Origin of the sequence: Streptomyces sp. GESEQ-4 (assembly GCF_017948455.1) — a bacterium.
In the GTDB taxonomy this organism is placed as follows: domain Bacteria; phylum Actinomycetota; class Actinomycetes; order Streptomycetales; family Streptomycetaceae; genus Streptomyces.
The window spans coordinates 97,500-113,766 of sequence record NZ_JAFFSU010000008.1 but is presented as its reverse complement, the minus strand read 5'-3'; the positions used below and the strand labels follow the sequence as shown (position 1 = coordinate 113,766).

Genomic DNA, 16,267 nt, shown 5'->3' with positions numbered 1-16,267 from the left:
ACGGGGCGCTGTCCTAACCGGCGTCAGTTCAGTTTCCTGCTCGCCGTGTACGTCACCTCTTCGTCCGCGTGCTCTGTCGTGGCCCGGCAGATGAGTGTCGTGGACGTCGAGACCTGTGTGGGGGTGACCTTCCAGCGGGCCGTGAGGTGTTCGCCCGTGTCCAGGCGGGCGGTGGAGAGCTTGTCCAGTGCGTGTATCCGCCAGCCGCTCGGCGTTTGTAGTGCGAGGCGGGCGTCGGTCCAGGGGCGGGCGGAGCCGTTGGTGAAGGTGGCGGTGACTGTGAAGTCCGGTCCCTGGCCAGTTACTTGGAGGCGGACGCCGAAGGGCTTGCGGCGGTACACCGGGGCCCATGACTCACGCATCAGCTTCACCAACTCGTCGGCCTGGGCGGGCCGCGCGGCGGCGAGGTCGTGGAGTTCGCCGGGGTCCTTGGCTAGGTCGTACAGCTCTACGTCCCACTGGTCGTCGGGTGCCCGCCGGTTCTGTCCGGGCGCGAACCGCACGGCCTTGAGGTCGCCGCGGCGCAGCGCCTCGGCGAGACGGCGGCCCCGGCCGAGGTCGTAGGCGTCGGAACGGGGGGTGATGCTGGCGTGGTTGCGGTAGAAGTACAGGCTGTCGTGGCGGGCGACGTCCTTGGAGCCGCGCAGCAGCGGGGCGAGGGAGAGGCCGTCGACGTCGGTCGGGGCGGGGGCGCCCGCGAGGTCGGCGAGGGTGGGCAGGAGGTCGGTGAGCGGGGTGGGGCGGTCGGTGGTGCCGGACCGTACGTGCTGCGGGGACCAGGCGATGAGGGGGACGCGGATGCCGCCCTCGTAGAGGTTGCGCTTGATGCCGCGCAACGGGCCGTTGCCGTTGAAGAGTTCGGGGTCGGTGCCGCCCTCTTCGTGCGGGCCGTTGTCGCTGGTGACGAGGACGATGGTGCGGTCCGCGATGCCGAGTTCGGTGAGCCGGTCGGTGACGTTGCCGACGAGGGTGTCGAAGGTGGTGACCTGGGCTGCGTGCCGCTTGTTGGGGCCGGTCCAGGGCCGGTCGGCGTACTCGCCGGCGTCCGGGTCCTGGCTGGGGGCGTGCGGCACGGTGGGGGCGAGATAGAGCAGGAACGGCTCGCTCTGGTGGTCGTTGATGAAGCTGAGCGCGCGGTCCTGGAGCAGGTGGGGGGCGTACACCTTGCGGGCGCCGTCCTTGTTCTCGGGGATCTCCTCGCGGGTGCCGTTGTGCCACAGGTACTCGGGGAAGTAGTCGTGGGCGTGGCGGTGGCCGATGTAGCCGTAGAACTCCTCGAAGCCACGGGAGTTGGGGTGGCTCGGCTGGTCCGGGAGCTCGGGTCCGAAGCCCCATTTGCCGATGATGCCGGTGCGGTAGCCGAGCGCCCGCAGCGCCTCGGCGAAGGTGAAGTCCCGGTCGGTTAGGGCGCCTTGGCCGCCCGGCCCCCAAGGGTTCTCCCGCACGGTGGAGTGTCCGCTGTGCAGCCCGGTGAGCAGCGAGCAGCGTGAGGGTGCGCACACCGGGGCGGCGGCGTAGGCATCGGTGAAGCGCAGGCCCTCGGCGGCGAGGGCGTCCAGGCGCGGAGTGTGGATCAGTTTCTGGCCGTAGGAGCCGAGTTCGCCGTAGCCGAGGTCGTCGGCGAGGATCACCACGAAGTTGAGCCGGTCCGACGCCGGGCCCTGCGCGGCGGGCATGGCCGCGGCGGGCTTGTTGGGCTGCGCGGGCCGCGCCTCGTCACCGGCCTCGCACGCCGTGGCCGCCGCGAGCGCGACGGGCGCGGCGGCGGCCCCGGTGAGGAATCGGCGGCGGCTCGGCATACGGGTCTCCTGGGTGACGGCGGGTGCGGACACAGCAGAACCGATGGTGATCGCAACCATCGGTCCAAGACCATGCACACGCTGTGAACGCTCTGTTTCGACCATTGAGAGGCCAAGTTCGCGGCGGAGGTTCCCCCTCCACGGCATCAGAACGATCACAAACGGAAGAGACGATATCCCTCTCACCGGTGAGGTCCGTCCGCTTCGCCGTCGCGATACTGGAGGGGCCCTTGCCCCGAGGAGCCGCCCATGTCCCCACCGCTTTGGATCACGCCTGCCGTCACCCGGCTGCGCACGGCGAATCCGTACGTCGTCGACGGCGCGCTGGCCGCGCTGGTGCTGTTCGCCGCCTCACTGCAGTGGATCTTCCCCGGCGACAGCGACGAGAAGCTGACCTGGCAGGGCTGGCTGCTCGCGGCGGCCACCGCCGTGCCGCTGGTGTGGCGGCGCCGGGCGCCGTTCGCGACCGCGTGGGCCGTGTCCGCGGCCACGTCCACGATGGCCGTCTATCACGCGCCGCCGCCGGACGTGGTGTACGGCGGTCTGATCGTCCTCTACACGATGGCCGCGCAGGGCCGCGTCTGGCAGCGACGCGTGATGCTGGTGGGCTGGATCCTCGGAGTCATCCTCACCATGCAGCACAAGGCCAGTCAGCTCCCCTTCGAGTACGCCTTCCAGCTGCTGAGCGTCTTCTGCGCGTACGGGTTCGGCATCCTCGCCCGCGTCCAGCGCGCCTACACCGCCGCGCTGGTGGACCGGGCCCGCCGCCTGGAGCGGGAGCGTGCGGCGGACACCGCGCGGGCGACGGCGCAGGAGCGTGCTCGGATCGCCCGGGACATGCACGACATCCTGGCCCACGCGGTGAGTCTGATGGTGGTGCAGGCCGAGGCGGGACCTGTGGTGGTCCGCAGCGATCCGGCGCGCGCGGAGGCCGCGTTCGACGCGATCGCGTCGACCGGCCGGGACGCGATGTCCCAGCTGCGCCGGATCCTCGGAGTGCTCAAGGAAGAGCGGCGCGACGGCGCCACGGACCGGCTGCCGCAGCCGGGTGTGGCCGCCCTGCCCGGCCTGGTCCGGCAGGTCACCGACTCCACCGGTCTGCACGTGGCGCTGCGCACCACGGGCGTGCCCCGCCCGCTGCCGCCGGACACCGAGGTCGCCGCCTACCGTGTCGTGCAGGAGGCCCTCACCAACACCGTGAAGCATGCGTACGCTTCCTCCGCGACGGTCGCGCTCGACTGGCTGGAGGACGAATTGAGAGTGGTGGTGACGGACGACGGACGGGGCCCGTCCGGTCCGGGCGGCGGGCACGGTCTGATCGGCATCCGCGAACGCGCCGCCGCCTGCGGGGGCAGCGCACGCGCCGGGCGCGGCCCGGACGGCGGCTTCCAGGTCGTCGTACGCCTCCCGGCTGCGGACCGGCAGGCGGCGCTGGGGTGAGCATCCGCGTGGTCGTCGCCGACGACCAGGAGCTGGTCCGCAGCGGCTTCACCATGATCCTGGAGGCGCAGCCGGACATCGAGGTGGTCGCCGAGGCGGGCGACGGCGCGGAGGCGGTCGCCGCGGTGCGGCAGCACGGCCCCGACGTCCTGCTGCTCGACATCCGCATGCCCGGCACGGACGGCCTGGAGGCGGCCCGGCAGGTGTGCGCGCAGTCCAGCTGCAAGGTCGTCATGCTCACCACGTTCGACCTCGACGAGTACGTCTACGAGGCGCTGTACGCGGGCGCCAGCGGCTTCCTGCTCAAGGACGTCCGCCGGGACGACCTGGTGCACGCCGTCCGGGTCGTCGCCGGCGGCGACTCGCTGCTCGCCCCGACCGTGACCCGCCGGCTGGTCGCGGACATCGTGCGGCGCCGCCGCGAGGAGGCCACCGCCGAGGTCACGCCCGACCGGCTGGAGGTCCTGACCGCGCGCGAGGTGGAGACCCTGCGGATGCTCGCCCGCGGACTGTCCAACGCCGAGATCGCCACGACCCTCTTCGTCAGCGAGCACACCGTCAAGACCCATGTCAGCAACGTGCTCGGCAAGCTCGGTCTGAGGGACCGGGTGCAGGCCGTGATCTGCGCGTACGAGACCGGCCTGGTGACCCCTGGCTCCCCCTAGCGGGGGAGACACGGGCCTGCCTCCCCCGTACGACCCAGTCCCCGAAACCGCTCCCTCCGGCGATCCGGTGACACCCCCGCGCGCACGAGCCTGAAGGCGAAGTCAACCGACGATTCGCCGGGAGGGACCGTGCTCGCCACGCTCGCCCGGACGGCAACCCGCCGTCCGCTCACCGTCATCCTCATGTGGGTGCTCTTCCTGCTGCTCGGCTTCGGGCTCGGAACGGGCGTCTTCAGCCGGCTCTCCGACAACGTGCCCGAAGTGCCCGGCACGGAGTCGGAGCGGGCCGCGCAACACCTCGACGGCGTCGACCCGACCGGTGACTCGATCACCGGCGTCGTCGAAGGCTCCGCCGTCTCGGACCCCGCCCTGCGCACCCAGGTCGAGCGGGCCGTCGCGGACGTCCGGAACATCGCCGGAGTCGCGGCCGTACCGGACCCGTATGCGACCCGCGGCCTGATCGCCGAGGACGGGCAGGCGCTGCTGGTGTCCGTCACCCTCCAGGGCGGCCTGGACGACGAGGACGAGGAGGCGGCGGTGGACGCGGCAGCGGCCCGCATCCATGAGATCGACGCGCCCGAAGTCCACGTCAGCGGCGGCCCGTTGCTGGGCGCCCAGCTCGGTGAGCGCGCCCAGGAGGACGTACGGAACGCGGAGTTGATCTCCCTGCCGGTCGTGCTGGCGCTGCTGCTGGTCATCTTCGGCGGGCTGCGCGCGGCCGGGCTGCCGCTGATGATCGCGGTCAGCGGGATCGCGGGCGCGTTCCTGGCACTGTTCGGCTTCAGCCAGTTCACCGACATCTCCGTGTACGCGATCCAGGTGACGACGATGCTGGGCCTCGGACTCGCCGTGGACTACGCCCTGTTGATGGTGGTCCGCTTCCGCGAGGAACGCCGGCACACCGCGGACGTCGTCGAGGCGGTGCACCGCACGGTCGAACAGGCCGGGCGGACCGTGCTGTTCTCGGGGCTCACGGTGGCGGTCAGCCTGACCGGGCTGCTGCTGTTCCCGAGCATCTTCCTGCGCAGCATGGGGCTGGCCGTGGCCGCCGTGGTGGTCATCGACATGCTGGCCGCGCTCACGCTGCTGCCCGCGCTGCTGACCAAGTTCGGCGGGAAGATCGCCCCGGCGAAGGAGCGGCCCGAGGGCGAGGAGGGCCGTCTGTTCGCCCGCCTGGCCCGCTTCGCCGCCCGCCGCCGTATCGCCGTGGTCGCGGTCGTCGTCCCGGTGCTCCTCGTCCTGGCCCTGCCCGTCACCGGCATGCGCATCAACATCGGCGGCGCCGACCAGCTGCCGTCGAGCACCGAGGCACGACAGTTGTACGACACCGTCGACGCGCACTTCCCGCCCGGCACCGGCGTCTCGCCGATCACGGTCGTCCTCAAGCCCGGCACCGACCCCGCCACGGCGGACGAGATCCGCGCGCTGTCCCCGGCCACGGAGACGCGCGAACTGCCGGGCGGCACCACGGTCATGGAACTCCAGCCACCCGGCAGCGTCGACGGTGACGCGGCGACCGACCTCGTCAAGCAGGTACGGGACCTGCGCGGCGACGAACCGGTCGAGGTCACCGGCGTGGCGGCCATGCTGGTCGACTTCCGCGACATGCTCTCCGACCGCGCGCCCTGGGCGGCCGTGACCGTCCTGGCCGGCATCTTCGCCCTGCTGTTCGCGTTCACCGGGTCGGTGCTCATCCCGCTGCGCACCATCCTGACCACGCTGCTCAGCCTGGGCGCCGCGCTCGGTGTGGTGGTCTGGGTGTTCCAGGACGGCCATCTGGCAGGCCTGTTGGGCTCCCAGGAACTGGGCGCACTCAGCCTCACCGCTCCACCGCTGATCGTCGCGATCGCGTTCGGACTCGCCATGGACTACGAGCTGTTCATCCTGGCCCGGATGCGCGAGGCCCGGCAGCAGACCGAGGACGACCAGGAAGCCGTGGTGACCGGACTACGCCGCTCCGGCCGCGTGGTCACCTGCGCCGCCCTGCTCCTCGCCGTCGTCTTCGGCGCGTTCATGACCGGCGGCTTCTCGCCCATCCTGCAGATCGGCCTCGGCCTGACCCTCGCGGTGCTCATCGACGCCACGGTCGTACGGATGCTGCTCGTCCCGGCGACGATGACTCTGCTGGGCCGGTACGCCTGGTGGGCGCCGAAACCGCTGCGGCGGGCCCACGACCGGTTCGGGCTGAGCGAGGAGGCGGCACCGAAGCAGCCGACGTACGCGGGCGAGCGTGTTTGACGGCGGCTGACGCGGGCGGCGCGGGTCACGGCCCGCGCCGGCCGGCGCGCTTTGGGCCGGTACGCGTCCATTCATGGTGTGAACTCCACCGAGCCCCAGGGCCGTTCGCGGTTTTACCTCTTGACGACCGGAGTGACCGGGAGCACATTGGCGGCACTCTGAGAGCGCTCTCAGAAGCATCCCGCGCATATCGACTCCGTACCCGAGAGGCACCTCCCCATGAGTGAAACCTCCGGCACACCCCACAGACGGCGCTCCCTGCGCCGCACGCTCGTCGCCGTCCTGAGCACCCTCGGCCTCGCGGCGGTCGCCGCCACGGCAGCCACCCCGTCAGCGATCGCCGACGCTCCCCCACCGCCGTCCGGCTGGACGCAGGTCTTCGTGGACGACTTCAACGGCGCCGCGGGCACCGGCGTCAACACCGCGAACTGGCAGTACGCGACCGGCCACGGCTACCCCGGCGGGCCCGCCAACTGGGGCACCGGCGAGATCGAGAACATGACGTCCAGCACGAACAACGTGGCCCTGGACGGCAGCGGCAACCTGCGCATCACCCCGCGCCGCGACGCCTCCGGCAACTGGACGTCCGGCCGCATCGAGACCAACCGCGGCGACTTCCAGCCCCCGGCGGGCGGCAAGCTGCGCGTGCAGTCCCGGATCCAGATGCCGAACGTCACCGGCGCCGCGGCCCGCGGCTACTGGCCGGCGTTCTGGATGCTGGGCACGCCCTACCGCGGCAACTACTGGAACTGGCCGAGCGTCGGCGAGCTGGACATCCTGGAGAACGTCCAGGGCCTCAACACCGTGTGGTCGACGATGCACTGCGGTACGAGCCCCGGCGGGCCCTGCAACGAGACGACGGGAATCGGCGGTTCGCGGGCCTGTCCCGGCGCCACCTGCCAGGCGGGCTTCCACACCTTCGCGATGGAGTGGGACCGCTCGACCAGCCCGGAGCAGATGCGGTTCTACGTCGACGACATCAACTACCACACGGTGCGCGCCGATCAGGTCGACGCGACGACCTGGACCAACGCCACCAACCACGGCTACTTCATCATCCTGAACGTGGCGATGGGCGGCGGCTTCGTGGACGCGTTCGGCGGCGGCCCGGACGCCGCGACCGTGCCGGGGCACTCGATGGTCGTCGACTACGTCCAGGTGCTGTCCAGTGGGAGCGGTACCACGCCTCCGCCGACCGGCAACCGTGACGCCTACAGCGCCATCCAGGCCGAGTCGCACGACGGACAGTCCGGCACGTTCACCGAGTCGACGTCGGACTCGGGCGGCGGGCAGAACATCGGGGCTGTGGGCAACGGCGACTGGGCGCTGTTCCGGGGCGTCAACTTCGGCTCCACGGCGGCGACTCAGTTCAACGCCAGGGTGGCGAGCGGCGCCGGGTCCGGCGTGAGCGGCCTGGTCGAGGTGCGCCTGGACAGCCGTACCAACCCACCCATCGGGAGCTTCGCCATCGGCAACACCGGTGGCTGGCAGTCCTGGCGGACCGTTCCGGCGAACATCAGCGCCGTGACCGGGACGCATGACGTGTATCTGACGTTCAGCAGTGGGCAGCCGGCCGACTTCGTGAATGTGAACTGGTTCAACTTCGGGAGGTGACAGCTGTGTTGACGATGCCCCGCGAGGCCTGAACCGCCCTCGCGGGGCATCACCGGAACTCCGCCCGGAACGCCGCCGGCGTCAAATCCGTGTGCTGGTGGAAGAACTTCGAGAAGTTGGCGGCGTCGGGGAAGCCGACCGCGGCGCCGACGCGGCCGATGGGCATGTCCGTGTGGCACAGGAGGCGCTTGGCCTCGAGGATGACGCGTTTGTCGATGAAGGCCTTGGGGGTCTCGCCGGTGGCGGCGCGGACGGCGCGGACGAGGGTGCGGCGGGAGTAGCCGAGGGCGTCGGCGTAGGCGCTGACGCTGTGGTTGGTGGCGAAGCCCTTCTCGACCGCGTCACGGAAGAGGGTGAAGGTGGTGTCACCCTGCCGGCGCGCCGCCTCCGCGGAGCTGGCCGCGAGATGGGCCAGGCGCAGCAGGAACGCCGTGAGGGAGTGACGTAGAACCGCGGTGTGCAGGCTCAGGGGGAGGGTGCTCGAGTCCTCGTACTCGCGTCGCAGCTGGTTCAACGCCGCCTGGAGACCGGCGCGTTGCGCCTCGTCGGGGTGGAGCAGGGGCGGCAGGTCGTAGCGGTAGAGGCCGGTCGCCTCCACGGTGGCGCGGGGCAGGAAACCCGGCTGCATGGTCAGGACGGTGCCGCGGTACTCGCTCGTGCGGGAGAAGCGGTGCACCTGGCCCGGGCGGATCCAGAGGATGTCGCCGACCGTCGCCTCGTACTCGGCGAAGTCGATCATGTGGTGTACGGGGCCCTCGCTGAAGAGCATCACCACGTGGAAGTCGATGCGGTGCACGCGGTCCAGCGTGGCGTCGGCGGCGTGCCAGGTGCGGTCGGTGCCCATCGGGCCGACCTGCATACCGACACCGCACACGCTCAGCTCGACCGGGAAAGGGAACGTTCGGATGCCGTCTCCGCTCCCGTCACCGCCTACGGCTTGGATGGTTGTGTCCGCCATGTCCTACTCGTGCCGCCCCTGTCGCGCCGTCCGTGTCCCAGTTTCACCACAGGCTGGCACACGATGACCTTCCCTCTGAAAAGTCAGACTTTTATTTTTGAAGGCGTTCCGCTGGTCAGACACTCCCCGTGAGGACTTCTTGAAGATGAGCGCGCAGACATCAGACCGACTCGAGTGGACCGAGCTCGACCGGCGTGCCGTCGACACCGCCCGCATCCTGGCGGCCGATGCGGTACAGCGAGTGGGGAACGGGCACCCCGGCACCGCGATGAGCCTGGCCCCGGCCGCGTACACGATCTTTCAGAAGGTGATGCGTCACGATCCCGCCGATCCCGAGTGGACCGGGCGGGATCGTTTCGTTCTCTCCCCCGGCCACACCTCGCTCACCCTCTACACCCAGCTCTTCCTCGCCGGGTACGAGCTGGAGCTGGACGACCTCAAGGCGTTCCGGACCCATGGGTCGAAGACGCCGGGTCATCCCGAGTACGGGCACACGGCGGGTGTCGAGACCACGACCGGTCCGCTCGGCCAGGGCGTCGCGAACGCCGTCGGCATGGCGATGGCCGCCCGGTACGAGCGCGGCCTGTTCGATCCCGAGGCGGCCGAGGGCGAGTCCCCCTTCGACCACACCATCTGGGCGATCGTCTCCGACGGCGACCTGGAGGAGGGGATCTCCGCGGAGGCCTCCTCGCTCGCGGGGCACCAGAAGCTCGGCAACCTGGTCTTCCTGTACGACGACAACCACATCTCCATCGAGGGCGACACCGCGACGGCCTTCTCCGAGGACGTCCTGAAGCGGTACGAGGCCTACGGCTGGCACACCCAGCGCATCGAGCCCGCCGCCGACGGCGACATCGATGTCCACGCCCTCCACACGGCGCTGAAGGCCGCGCAGGCCGAAACCGGGCGCCCCTCGATCATCGCGATGCGCACGATCATCGCCTGGCCCGCCCCGAACGCGCAGAACACCGAGGCTTCGCACGGCTCGGCGCTCGGTGCGGACGAGGTGGCCGCCACCAAGCGCGTCCTCGGCTTCGACCCGGAGCGGACCTTCGAGGTCGCGGGCGACGTCCTCGCCCACACCCGTACCGCCCTCGACCGGGGCGCCGAGGCGCACGCCGCCTGGGACAAGCGGATCGCCGAGTGGCGCAACTCCAATGCCGAGCGCGCCCGGCTCTTCGACCGGGTCGTGGCCGGCCAGCTGCCCGAGGGCTGGGAGTCCGCGCTTCCGGTCTTCGAGGAGGGCAAGTCCCTCGCCACCCGCGCCGCCTCCGGCAAGATCCTCCAGGCGCTCGGGCCGGTACTGCCCGAGCTGTGGGGCGGCTCCGCCGACCTGGCCGGCTCCAACAACACCACCATCGACAAAACGTCGTCGTTCCTGCCAAAGGGCAACCCGCTGCCGGAGGCCGACCCGTACGGCCGTACGGTCCACTTCGGCATCCGCGAGCACTCCATGGCCGCGGCGATGAACGGCATCGCGCTGCACGGCAACACCCGGATCTACGGCGGCACCTTCCTGGTGTTCTCCGACTACATGCGCAACGCGGTGCGCCTGTCGGCGCTGATGCAGCTGCCGGTGACGTACGTGTGGACGCATGACTCCATCGGGCTCGGCGAGGACGGCCCGACGCACCAGCCGGTCGAGCATCTGGCCTCGCTGCGCGCCATTCCGGGCCTGAACATCGTCCGGCCCGCCGACGCCAACGAGACCGCCGTCGCCTGGGCGGAGATCCTCCAGCGGCACGCCACCAACCCGGCGCCGCACGGCCTCGCGCTGACCCGGCAGGGCGTGCCGACGTACGCGCGCAACGAGGCCGCTGCCAAGGGCGGTTACGTCCTGCGTGAGTCCTCCACCGCGACGCCGGAGGTGATCCTGATCGCCACCGGCTCGGAGGTCCAGCTCGCGGTCGCCGCGCGCGAGGAGCTGGAGGCCGAGGGTGTGGGCACCCGGGTGGTGTCGATGCCGTCCGTGGAGTGGTTCGAGGAGCAGCCGCGTGAGTACCGCGAGAGCGTCCTTCCGCCGTCCGTGCGGGCGCGGGTCGCCGTGGAGGCCGGGGTGAGCCTGACGTGGTACCGCTTCGTGGGGGACGCGGGACGCATCGTCTCGCTGGAGCACTTCGGCGCCTCCGCCGACGCCAAGACCCTGTTCGCCGAGTACGGATTCACCGCCGAGAACGTCGCCGCCGCGGCCCGGGCCTCCCTCGCCGCCGCGCGTGCCTGAACCGATCGCCAGAAAGAGGATGACACTGTGACCACCGAAGCGACCGCCCCCGCGGAAGCCCTCCAGCGCCTGTCCGACGAGGGCGTCTCCATCTGGCTGGACGACCTGTCCCGCAAGCGGATCACCTCCGGCAACCTCGCCGAACTCATCGCCGGCAAGCACGTCGTCGGCGTCACCACCAACCCGTCGATCTTCCAGGCCGCGATCGGCTCGGGTGAGGGCTACGAGGAGCAGCTCGCCGACCTCGCCGCGCGCGATGTGACGGTCGACGAGGCCGTACGGATGATGACCACCGCCGACGTCCGGGCCGCCGCCGACATCCTGCGGCCGGTGTACGACGCGACCGGCGGACGGGACGGCCGGGTCTCCATCGAGGTCGACCCGCGGCTGGCGCACCGCACCAAGGCGACGATCGCCGAGGCCAAGCAGCTCGCCTGGCTGGTCGACCGGCCCAACGTGATGATCAAGATTCCGGCGACGAAGGCCGGTCTCCCGGCGATCACCGAGGTCATCGGCCTCGGTATCAGCGTCAATGTCACGCTGATCTTCTCGCTGGAGCGCTACCGCGAAGTCATGGACGCCTACCTCGCGGGTCTGGAGAAGGCCGCCGCGAAGGGCCTCGACCTCGCCACCATCCACTCCGTGGCCTCCTTCTTCGTCTCCCGCGTCGACAGCGAGATCGACAAGCGGCTGACGGTGCTGGGCACGGACGAGGCCCGCGCCCTGAAGGGCAGGGCGGCGCTCGCCAACGCGCGGCTCGCCTACGAGGCGTACGAGGAGGTCTTCGGGGGCACCCGCTGGACCGCCCTCGGCGGCGCCCGCGCCAACAAGCAGCGCCCGCTGTGGGCCTCGACCGGCGTGAAGGACCCGGCGTACAAGGACACGCTGTACGTCGACGAGCTGGTCGCGCCCGGCACCGTCAACACGATGCCGGAGGCCACGCTGAACGCCACCGCCGACCACGGCGTGATCACCGGCGACACGGTGAGCGGCGGCTACGCCCAGGCACGCGCCGACCTGGCCGCCGTAGAAACGCTCGGGATCTCTTACGACCAGGTCGTGCGGCAGCTGGAGGACGAGGGCGTCGCCAAGTTCGCGGTGGCCTGGCAGGACCTGCTGGACGCCGTGGGAAAGTCGCTGAGCGGCAAGGGGGTCGACGGGGAATGAGCGAGGAACTGACCGAGGCCGAGTGGGCCAACCCGCTGCACGACGCCCGTGACCGCCGGCTCCCCCGGATCGCGGGCCCGTCCGGGCTCGTCATCTTCGGCGTCACCGGCGACCTGTCCCGCAAGAAGCTGATGCCCGCGGTGTACGACCTCGCCAACCGCGGCATGCTGCCGCCGGGCTTCTCCCTCGTCGGCTTCGCCCGGCGCGACTGGGAGGACCAGGACTTCGCGCAGGTCGTGCACGACTCGGTCCGCGAGCATGCGCGTACGGAGTTCCGTGAGGAGGTCTGGCATCAGCTCTCCGAGGGCATGCGGTTCATCCCGGGTGACTTCGACGACGACCAGGCGTTCAAGCAACTCCGGGCCGCCGTCGACGAGTTGGATGCCTCGCGGGGCACCAGCGGCAACTACGCCTTCTATCTCTCCGTACCGCCGAAGTTCTTCCCGAAGGTCGTCCAGCAGCTCAAGAAGCACGGCCTTGCGAACGCGCCCGAGGGTTCGTGGCGGCGGGCCGTGATCGAGAAGCCGTTCGGCCGCGACCTCGCCAGCGCCCGTGAGCTGAACGCGCTCGTGCACGACGTGTTCGAGCCGGACCAGGTCTTCCGGATCGACCACTACCTCGGCAAGGAGACCGTCCAGAACATCCTGGCGCTCCGCTTCGCCAACCAGATGTACGAGCCGATCTGGAACCGGTCGTACGTCGACCACATCCAGATCACGATGGCCGAGGACATCGGCATCGGGGGGCGGGCCGGCTACTACGACGGCATCGGCGCCGCCCGTGACGTCATCCAGAACCACCTGCTCCAGCTGATGGCGCTCACCGCGATGGAGGAGCCCATCGCGTTCGACGCGGAGTCGCTGCTGACCGAGAAGCTGAAGGTCCTGAAGTCGGTGCGGCTGCCCGAGAACCTGGGCGAGCACACGGTCCGCGCGCAGTACGCGGAGGGCTGGCAGGGCGGCGCGAAGGTGCCCGGGTACCTCCAGGAGGACGGCATCGACTCCAGGTCGGCGACCGACACCTACGCGGCGATCAAGCTGGAGGTCGACAACCGGCGCTGGGCGGGCATCCCCTTCTATCTGCGCACCGGCAAGCGGCTGGGCCGCCGCGTCACCGAGATCGCGGTCGTCTTCAAGCGGGCACCGCACTCGCCGTTCGACTCGACGGCGACCGAGGAACTCGGCCAGAACGCGATCGTCATCCGCGTCCAGCCCGACGAGGGCATGACGGTCCGGTTCGGGTCCAAGGTGCCGGGCACCTCGATGGAGATCCGGGACGTGTCGATGGACTTCGCGTACGGCGAATCGTTCACGGAGTCGAGTCCGGAGGCGTACGAGCGGCTCATCCTCGACGTCCTTCTGGGCGACGCCAACCTGTTCCCGCGTCACCAGGAAGTGGAAGAGTCCTGGAAGATCCTCGATCCGATCGAGAAGTACTGGGCGGACCACGGCAGGCCCGCGCAGTACGCCTCGGGCAGCTGGGGACCCGAGGAAGCCGACGAGATGCTCGCACGAGACGGACGGAGCTGGCGCAGGCCATGAAGATCGACCTGACCGACACCACGGCAAGCAAGATCAACAAGGCGCTGGTACAGGGGCGCCGCGCCATCGGCACACCCGCGGTGGGCATGGTCCTGACGATGGTCATCGTCACGGACGAGGAGAACGCCTACGACGCGATCAAGGCGGCCGAGGAGGCCTCGCACGAGCACCCCGCGCGCACCCTGGTCGTCATCAAGCGCCACGCCCGCACCCCGCGCGACCGCACCGCCTCCCACCTCGACGCCGAGGTCCGGGTGGGCGCCGACGCGGGCACCGGCGAGACGGTGATCCTGCGGACGTACGGCGAGGTGTCCGACCACGCCGACTCCGTCGTCCTGCCGCTGCTGCTGCCGGACGCGCCGGTCGTCGTGTGGTGGCCGGCGGAGGCGCCCGAGAACCCGGCGAAGGACCCGCTGGGCGCGCTGTCCCAGCGCCGGATCACCGACCTGTACGCCGTGGACGACCCGCTGCGGGTCCTCGCGACCCGGGTCCGCTCCTACGCGCCCGGCGACACCGACCTCGCCTGGACCCGGCTGACCCCGTGGCGCTCGATGCTGGCCGCGGCCCTGGACCAGGCCCGGGTGGAGGTGACCTCGGCGGCCGTGGAGGCCGAGGAGGAGAACCCGGCGGCCGAACTGCTGGCCCGCTGGCTGGAGGCCCGTCTCGGAGTCACCGTCGACCGGGTCGTCACCGCCGGTCCGCTCGTCACGGCGGTCCGCCTCGGCACCGCGAACGGCGAGATCGTCATCGACCGCCCCGAGGGCCCGCTGGCCACGCTCTCCCTGCCAGGCCAGCCTTCACGCACCCTCGCCCTGAAGGTCCGCACCACCTCCGAACTCATCGCCGAGGAGCTGCGACGCCTCGACGCGGACGAGATGTACGCCATCGCTCTGCGGGGCGTGGGCACCAAGGAGACCGTCTCCCATGTCTGACTTCCCCAAGCCGACCCGGCGGCCCGAGTGGACGGCCCTGGAGGACCATCGCGCCGACGCGTTGCAACGTCCCCGGCTGCGTGAGCTGTTCGCGGACGATCCCGGGCGGGCTGAGCGGTACGTCGTACGCGTCGGCGATCTGCGCATCGACTACTCCAAGCACCTGATCACCGACGAGACGCTGGCGCTGCTCCAGGAACTCGCCGCCGCCACCGAGGTGTTCGGGCTGCGCGACGCCATGTTCCGCGGCGACCGCATCAACATCACCGAGGACCGCGCCGTGCTGCACACCGCGCTGCGCGCCCCGCGGGACGCGGTGATCGAGGTCGACGGCGAGAACGTCGTCCCGGGCGTGCACGCCGTCCTCGACAAGATGGCCGGCTTCGCGCACCGCGTCCGCTCGGGCGAGTGGACCGGCCACACCGGCAAGCGGATCCGCAATGTCGTCAACATCGGCATCGGCGGCTCCGACCTGGGCCCGGCGATGGCGTACGCGGCGCTGCGCCCGTACACCGCACGGGAGTTGACGTTCCGCTTCGTGTCGAACGTCGACGGCGCCGACCTGCACGAGGCCGTCCGCGATCTGGACCCGGCGGAGACGCTGTTCATCGTCGCGTCGAAGACGTTCACCACGATCGAGACGATCACCAACGCCACATCCGCGCGGTCCTGGCTGCTCGCCGGGCTGGGCGATGGGGGCACCTCCCGCTCGAGCGAATTCGAGAGTGGGGGAGACAAGGCGGTGGCCCGGCACTTCGTCGCGCTGTCGACGAACGCCGGGAAGGTCACCGAGTTCGGTATCGACCCGGACAACATGTTCGAGTTCTGGGACTGGGTCGGCGGCCGCTACTCGTTCGACTCGGCGATCGGGCTCTCCCTGATGATCGCCATCGGCCCGGACCGGTTCCGGGAGATGCTCGACGGCTTCCACATCGTCGACGAGCACTTCAAGAACGCGCCCGCCGAGGCCAACGCCCCACTGCTCCTGGGCCTGCTGGGCGTCTGGTACGGCAACTTCTTCGAGGCCGAGTCGCACGCGGTGCTGCCGTACAGCCACTACCTCTCCAAGTTCACGGCCTACTTGCAGCAGCTCGACATGGAGTCCAACGGCAAGTCGGTCGACCGCGACGGGCACCCGGTGGGCTGGACCACCGGTCCGGTGGTGTGGGGCACGCCCGGCACCAACGGGCAGCACGCCTACTACCAGTTGATCCACCAGGGCACCCGGCTGATCCCCGCCGACTTGATCGGCTTCGCCCGGCCCGTCGGCGAGCTGAGCGATGAACTCAAGGCTCAGCACGACCTGTTGATGGCCAACCTGTTCGCACAGGGACAGGCGCTCGCCTTCGGCAAGACCGCCGACGAGGTGCGCGCGGAGGGCGTACCCGAGGAGCAGATCCCCCACCGCACCTTCCTCGGCAACCACCCGACCACCACCATCCTCGCCCCCGAGCTGACCCCCTCGGTCCTCGGCCAGCTGGTCGCGCTGTACGAGCACAAGGTGTTCGTGCAGGGCGCGATCTGGCACATCGACTCCTTCGACCAGTGGGGCGTCGAGCTGGGCAAGGTCCTCGCCAAGCGGGTAGAGCCCGCACTGACCGAGGGCACAGAGGTGCCCGGTCTCGATCCCTCCACCGCCGCCCTCGTGGCCGCCTACCGCGAACTCAAGGAAGAGAACTGATCATGGCACCG

General features: G+C 70.5%; 11 protein-coding genes. 9 read left to right on the top strand and 2 right to left on the bottom strand.

All coding sequences use genetic code 11. The features are described from left to right. Positions 1-23: 23 nt before the first annotated feature. On the bottom strand, positions 24-1,832 hold the full coding sequence (locus KCH48_RS17710) for a sulfatase-like hydrolase/transferase (RefSeq protein ID WP_374104690.1): 1,809 nt from the start codon (positions 1,830-1,832) through the stop codon (positions 24-26). Between the two features lie 216 nt (positions 1,833-2,048). Between KCH48_RS17710 and KCH48_RS17705 the strand changes: the two genes are divergently transcribed. From KCH48_RS17705 to KCH48_RS17690, 4 genes are all read left to right on the top strand, one after another. After that, positions 2,049-3,239: a sensor histidine kinase gene (locus tag KCH48_RS17705; protein ID WP_210575209.1), complete on the top strand. Its 1,191-nt coding sequence runs from the start codon at positions 2,049-2,051 to the stop codon at positions 3,237-3,239. After that, complete coding sequence (locus KCH48_RS17700) at positions 3,236-3,904, top strand: response regulator transcription factor (RefSeq protein WP_210575207.1); 669 nt, start codon at positions 3,236-3,238, stop codon at positions 3,902-3,904. Before KCH48_RS17705 ends, KCH48_RS17700 begins: the two co-directional genes overlap by 4 nt. A gap of 129 nt (positions 3,905-4,033) precedes the next feature. Next, positions 4,034-6,142, top strand: a complete 2,109-nt coding sequence (locus KCH48_RS17695; RefSeq protein ID WP_210575205.1) for an MMPL family transporter — start codon at positions 4,034-4,036, stop codon at positions 6,140-6,142. 219 nt (positions 6,143-6,361) lie between these two features. Beyond that, complete coding sequence (locus KCH48_RS17690) at positions 6,362-7,756, top strand: glycoside hydrolase family 16 protein (RefSeq protein ID WP_210575203.1); 1,395 nt, start codon at positions 6,362-6,364, stop codon at positions 7,754-7,756. 49 nt (positions 7,757-7,805) lie between these two features. Here KCH48_RS17690 and KCH48_RS17685 read toward each other — a convergent pair whose 3' ends face one another. Continuing rightward, positions 7,806-8,714, bottom strand: coding sequence for an AraC family transcriptional regulator (locus KCH48_RS17685; RefSeq protein WP_210575201.1), 909 nt, complete (start codon positions 8,712-8,714; stop codon positions 7,806-7,808). 145 nt (positions 8,715-8,859) lie between these two features. Between KCH48_RS17685 and tkt the strand changes: the two genes are divergently transcribed. From tkt to pgi, 5 genes are read left to right on the top strand one after another with little or no spacing between them, the layout of a single operon-like run. Further along, complete coding sequence (tkt, locus tag KCH48_RS17680) at positions 8,860-10,935, top strand: transketolase (RefSeq protein ID WP_210575199.1); 2,076 nt, start codon at positions 8,860-8,862, stop codon at positions 10,933-10,935. Between the two features lie 27 nt (positions 10,936-10,962). Then, positions 10,963-12,102, top strand: a complete 1,140-nt coding sequence (tal, locus tag KCH48_RS17675) for a transaldolase (RefSeq protein WP_210575198.1) — start codon at positions 10,963-10,965, stop codon at positions 12,100-12,102. Further along, a complete protein-coding gene (gene zwf, locus KCH48_RS17670) occupies positions 12,099-13,643 on the top strand; it encodes a glucose-6-phosphate dehydrogenase (protein ID WP_210575196.1) in 1,545 nt (514 codons plus the stop codon). Before tal ends, zwf begins: the two co-directional genes overlap by 4 nt. Then, complete coding sequence (opcA, locus tag KCH48_RS17665; RefSeq protein WP_210575193.1) at positions 13,640-14,575, top strand: glucose-6-phosphate dehydrogenase assembly protein OpcA; 936 nt, start codon at positions 13,640-13,642, stop codon at positions 14,573-14,575. The genes zwf and opcA overlap by 4 nt, the downstream gene beginning before the upstream one ends. Next, positions 14,568-16,256: a glucose-6-phosphate isomerase gene (gene pgi / locus KCH48_RS17660; RefSeq protein ID WP_210575191.1), complete on the top strand. Its 1,689-nt coding sequence runs from the start codon at positions 14,568-14,570 to the stop codon at positions 16,254-16,256. Before opcA ends, pgi begins: the two co-directional genes overlap by 8 nt. Positions 16,257-16,267: the final 11 nt, after the last annotated feature.

What these genes read in the sequence shown, in the direction of transcription:
- opcA (WP_210575193.1), top strand. Translation starts at nt 13,640, where the DNA reads ATGAAGATCGACCTGACCGACACCACGGCAAGCAAGATCAACAAGGCG.
- zwf (WP_210575196.1), top strand. Translation starts at nt 12,099, where the DNA reads ATGAGCGAGGAACTGACCGAGGCCGAGTGGGCCAACCCGCTGCACGAC.
- pgi (WP_210575191.1), top strand. Translation starts at nt 14,568, where the DNA reads ATGTCTGACTTCCCCAAGCCGACCCGGCGGCCCGAGTGGACGGCCCTG.
- KCH48_RS17690 (WP_210575203.1), top strand. Translation starts at nt 6,362, where the DNA reads ATGAGTGAAACCTCCGGCACACCCCACAGACGGCGCTCCCTGCGCCGC.
- tkt (WP_210575199.1), top strand. Translation starts at nt 8,860, where the DNA reads ATGAGCGCGCAGACATCAGACCGACTCGAGTGGACCGAGCTCGACCGG.
- KCH48_RS17705 (WP_210575209.1), top strand. Translation starts at nt 2,049, where the DNA reads ATGTCCCCACCGCTTTGGATCACGCCTGCCGTCACCCGGCTGCGCACG.
- KCH48_RS17685 (WP_210575201.1), bottom strand. Translation starts at nt 8,714, where the DNA reads ATGGCGGACACAACCATCCAAGCCGTAGGCGGTGACGGGAGCGGAGAC.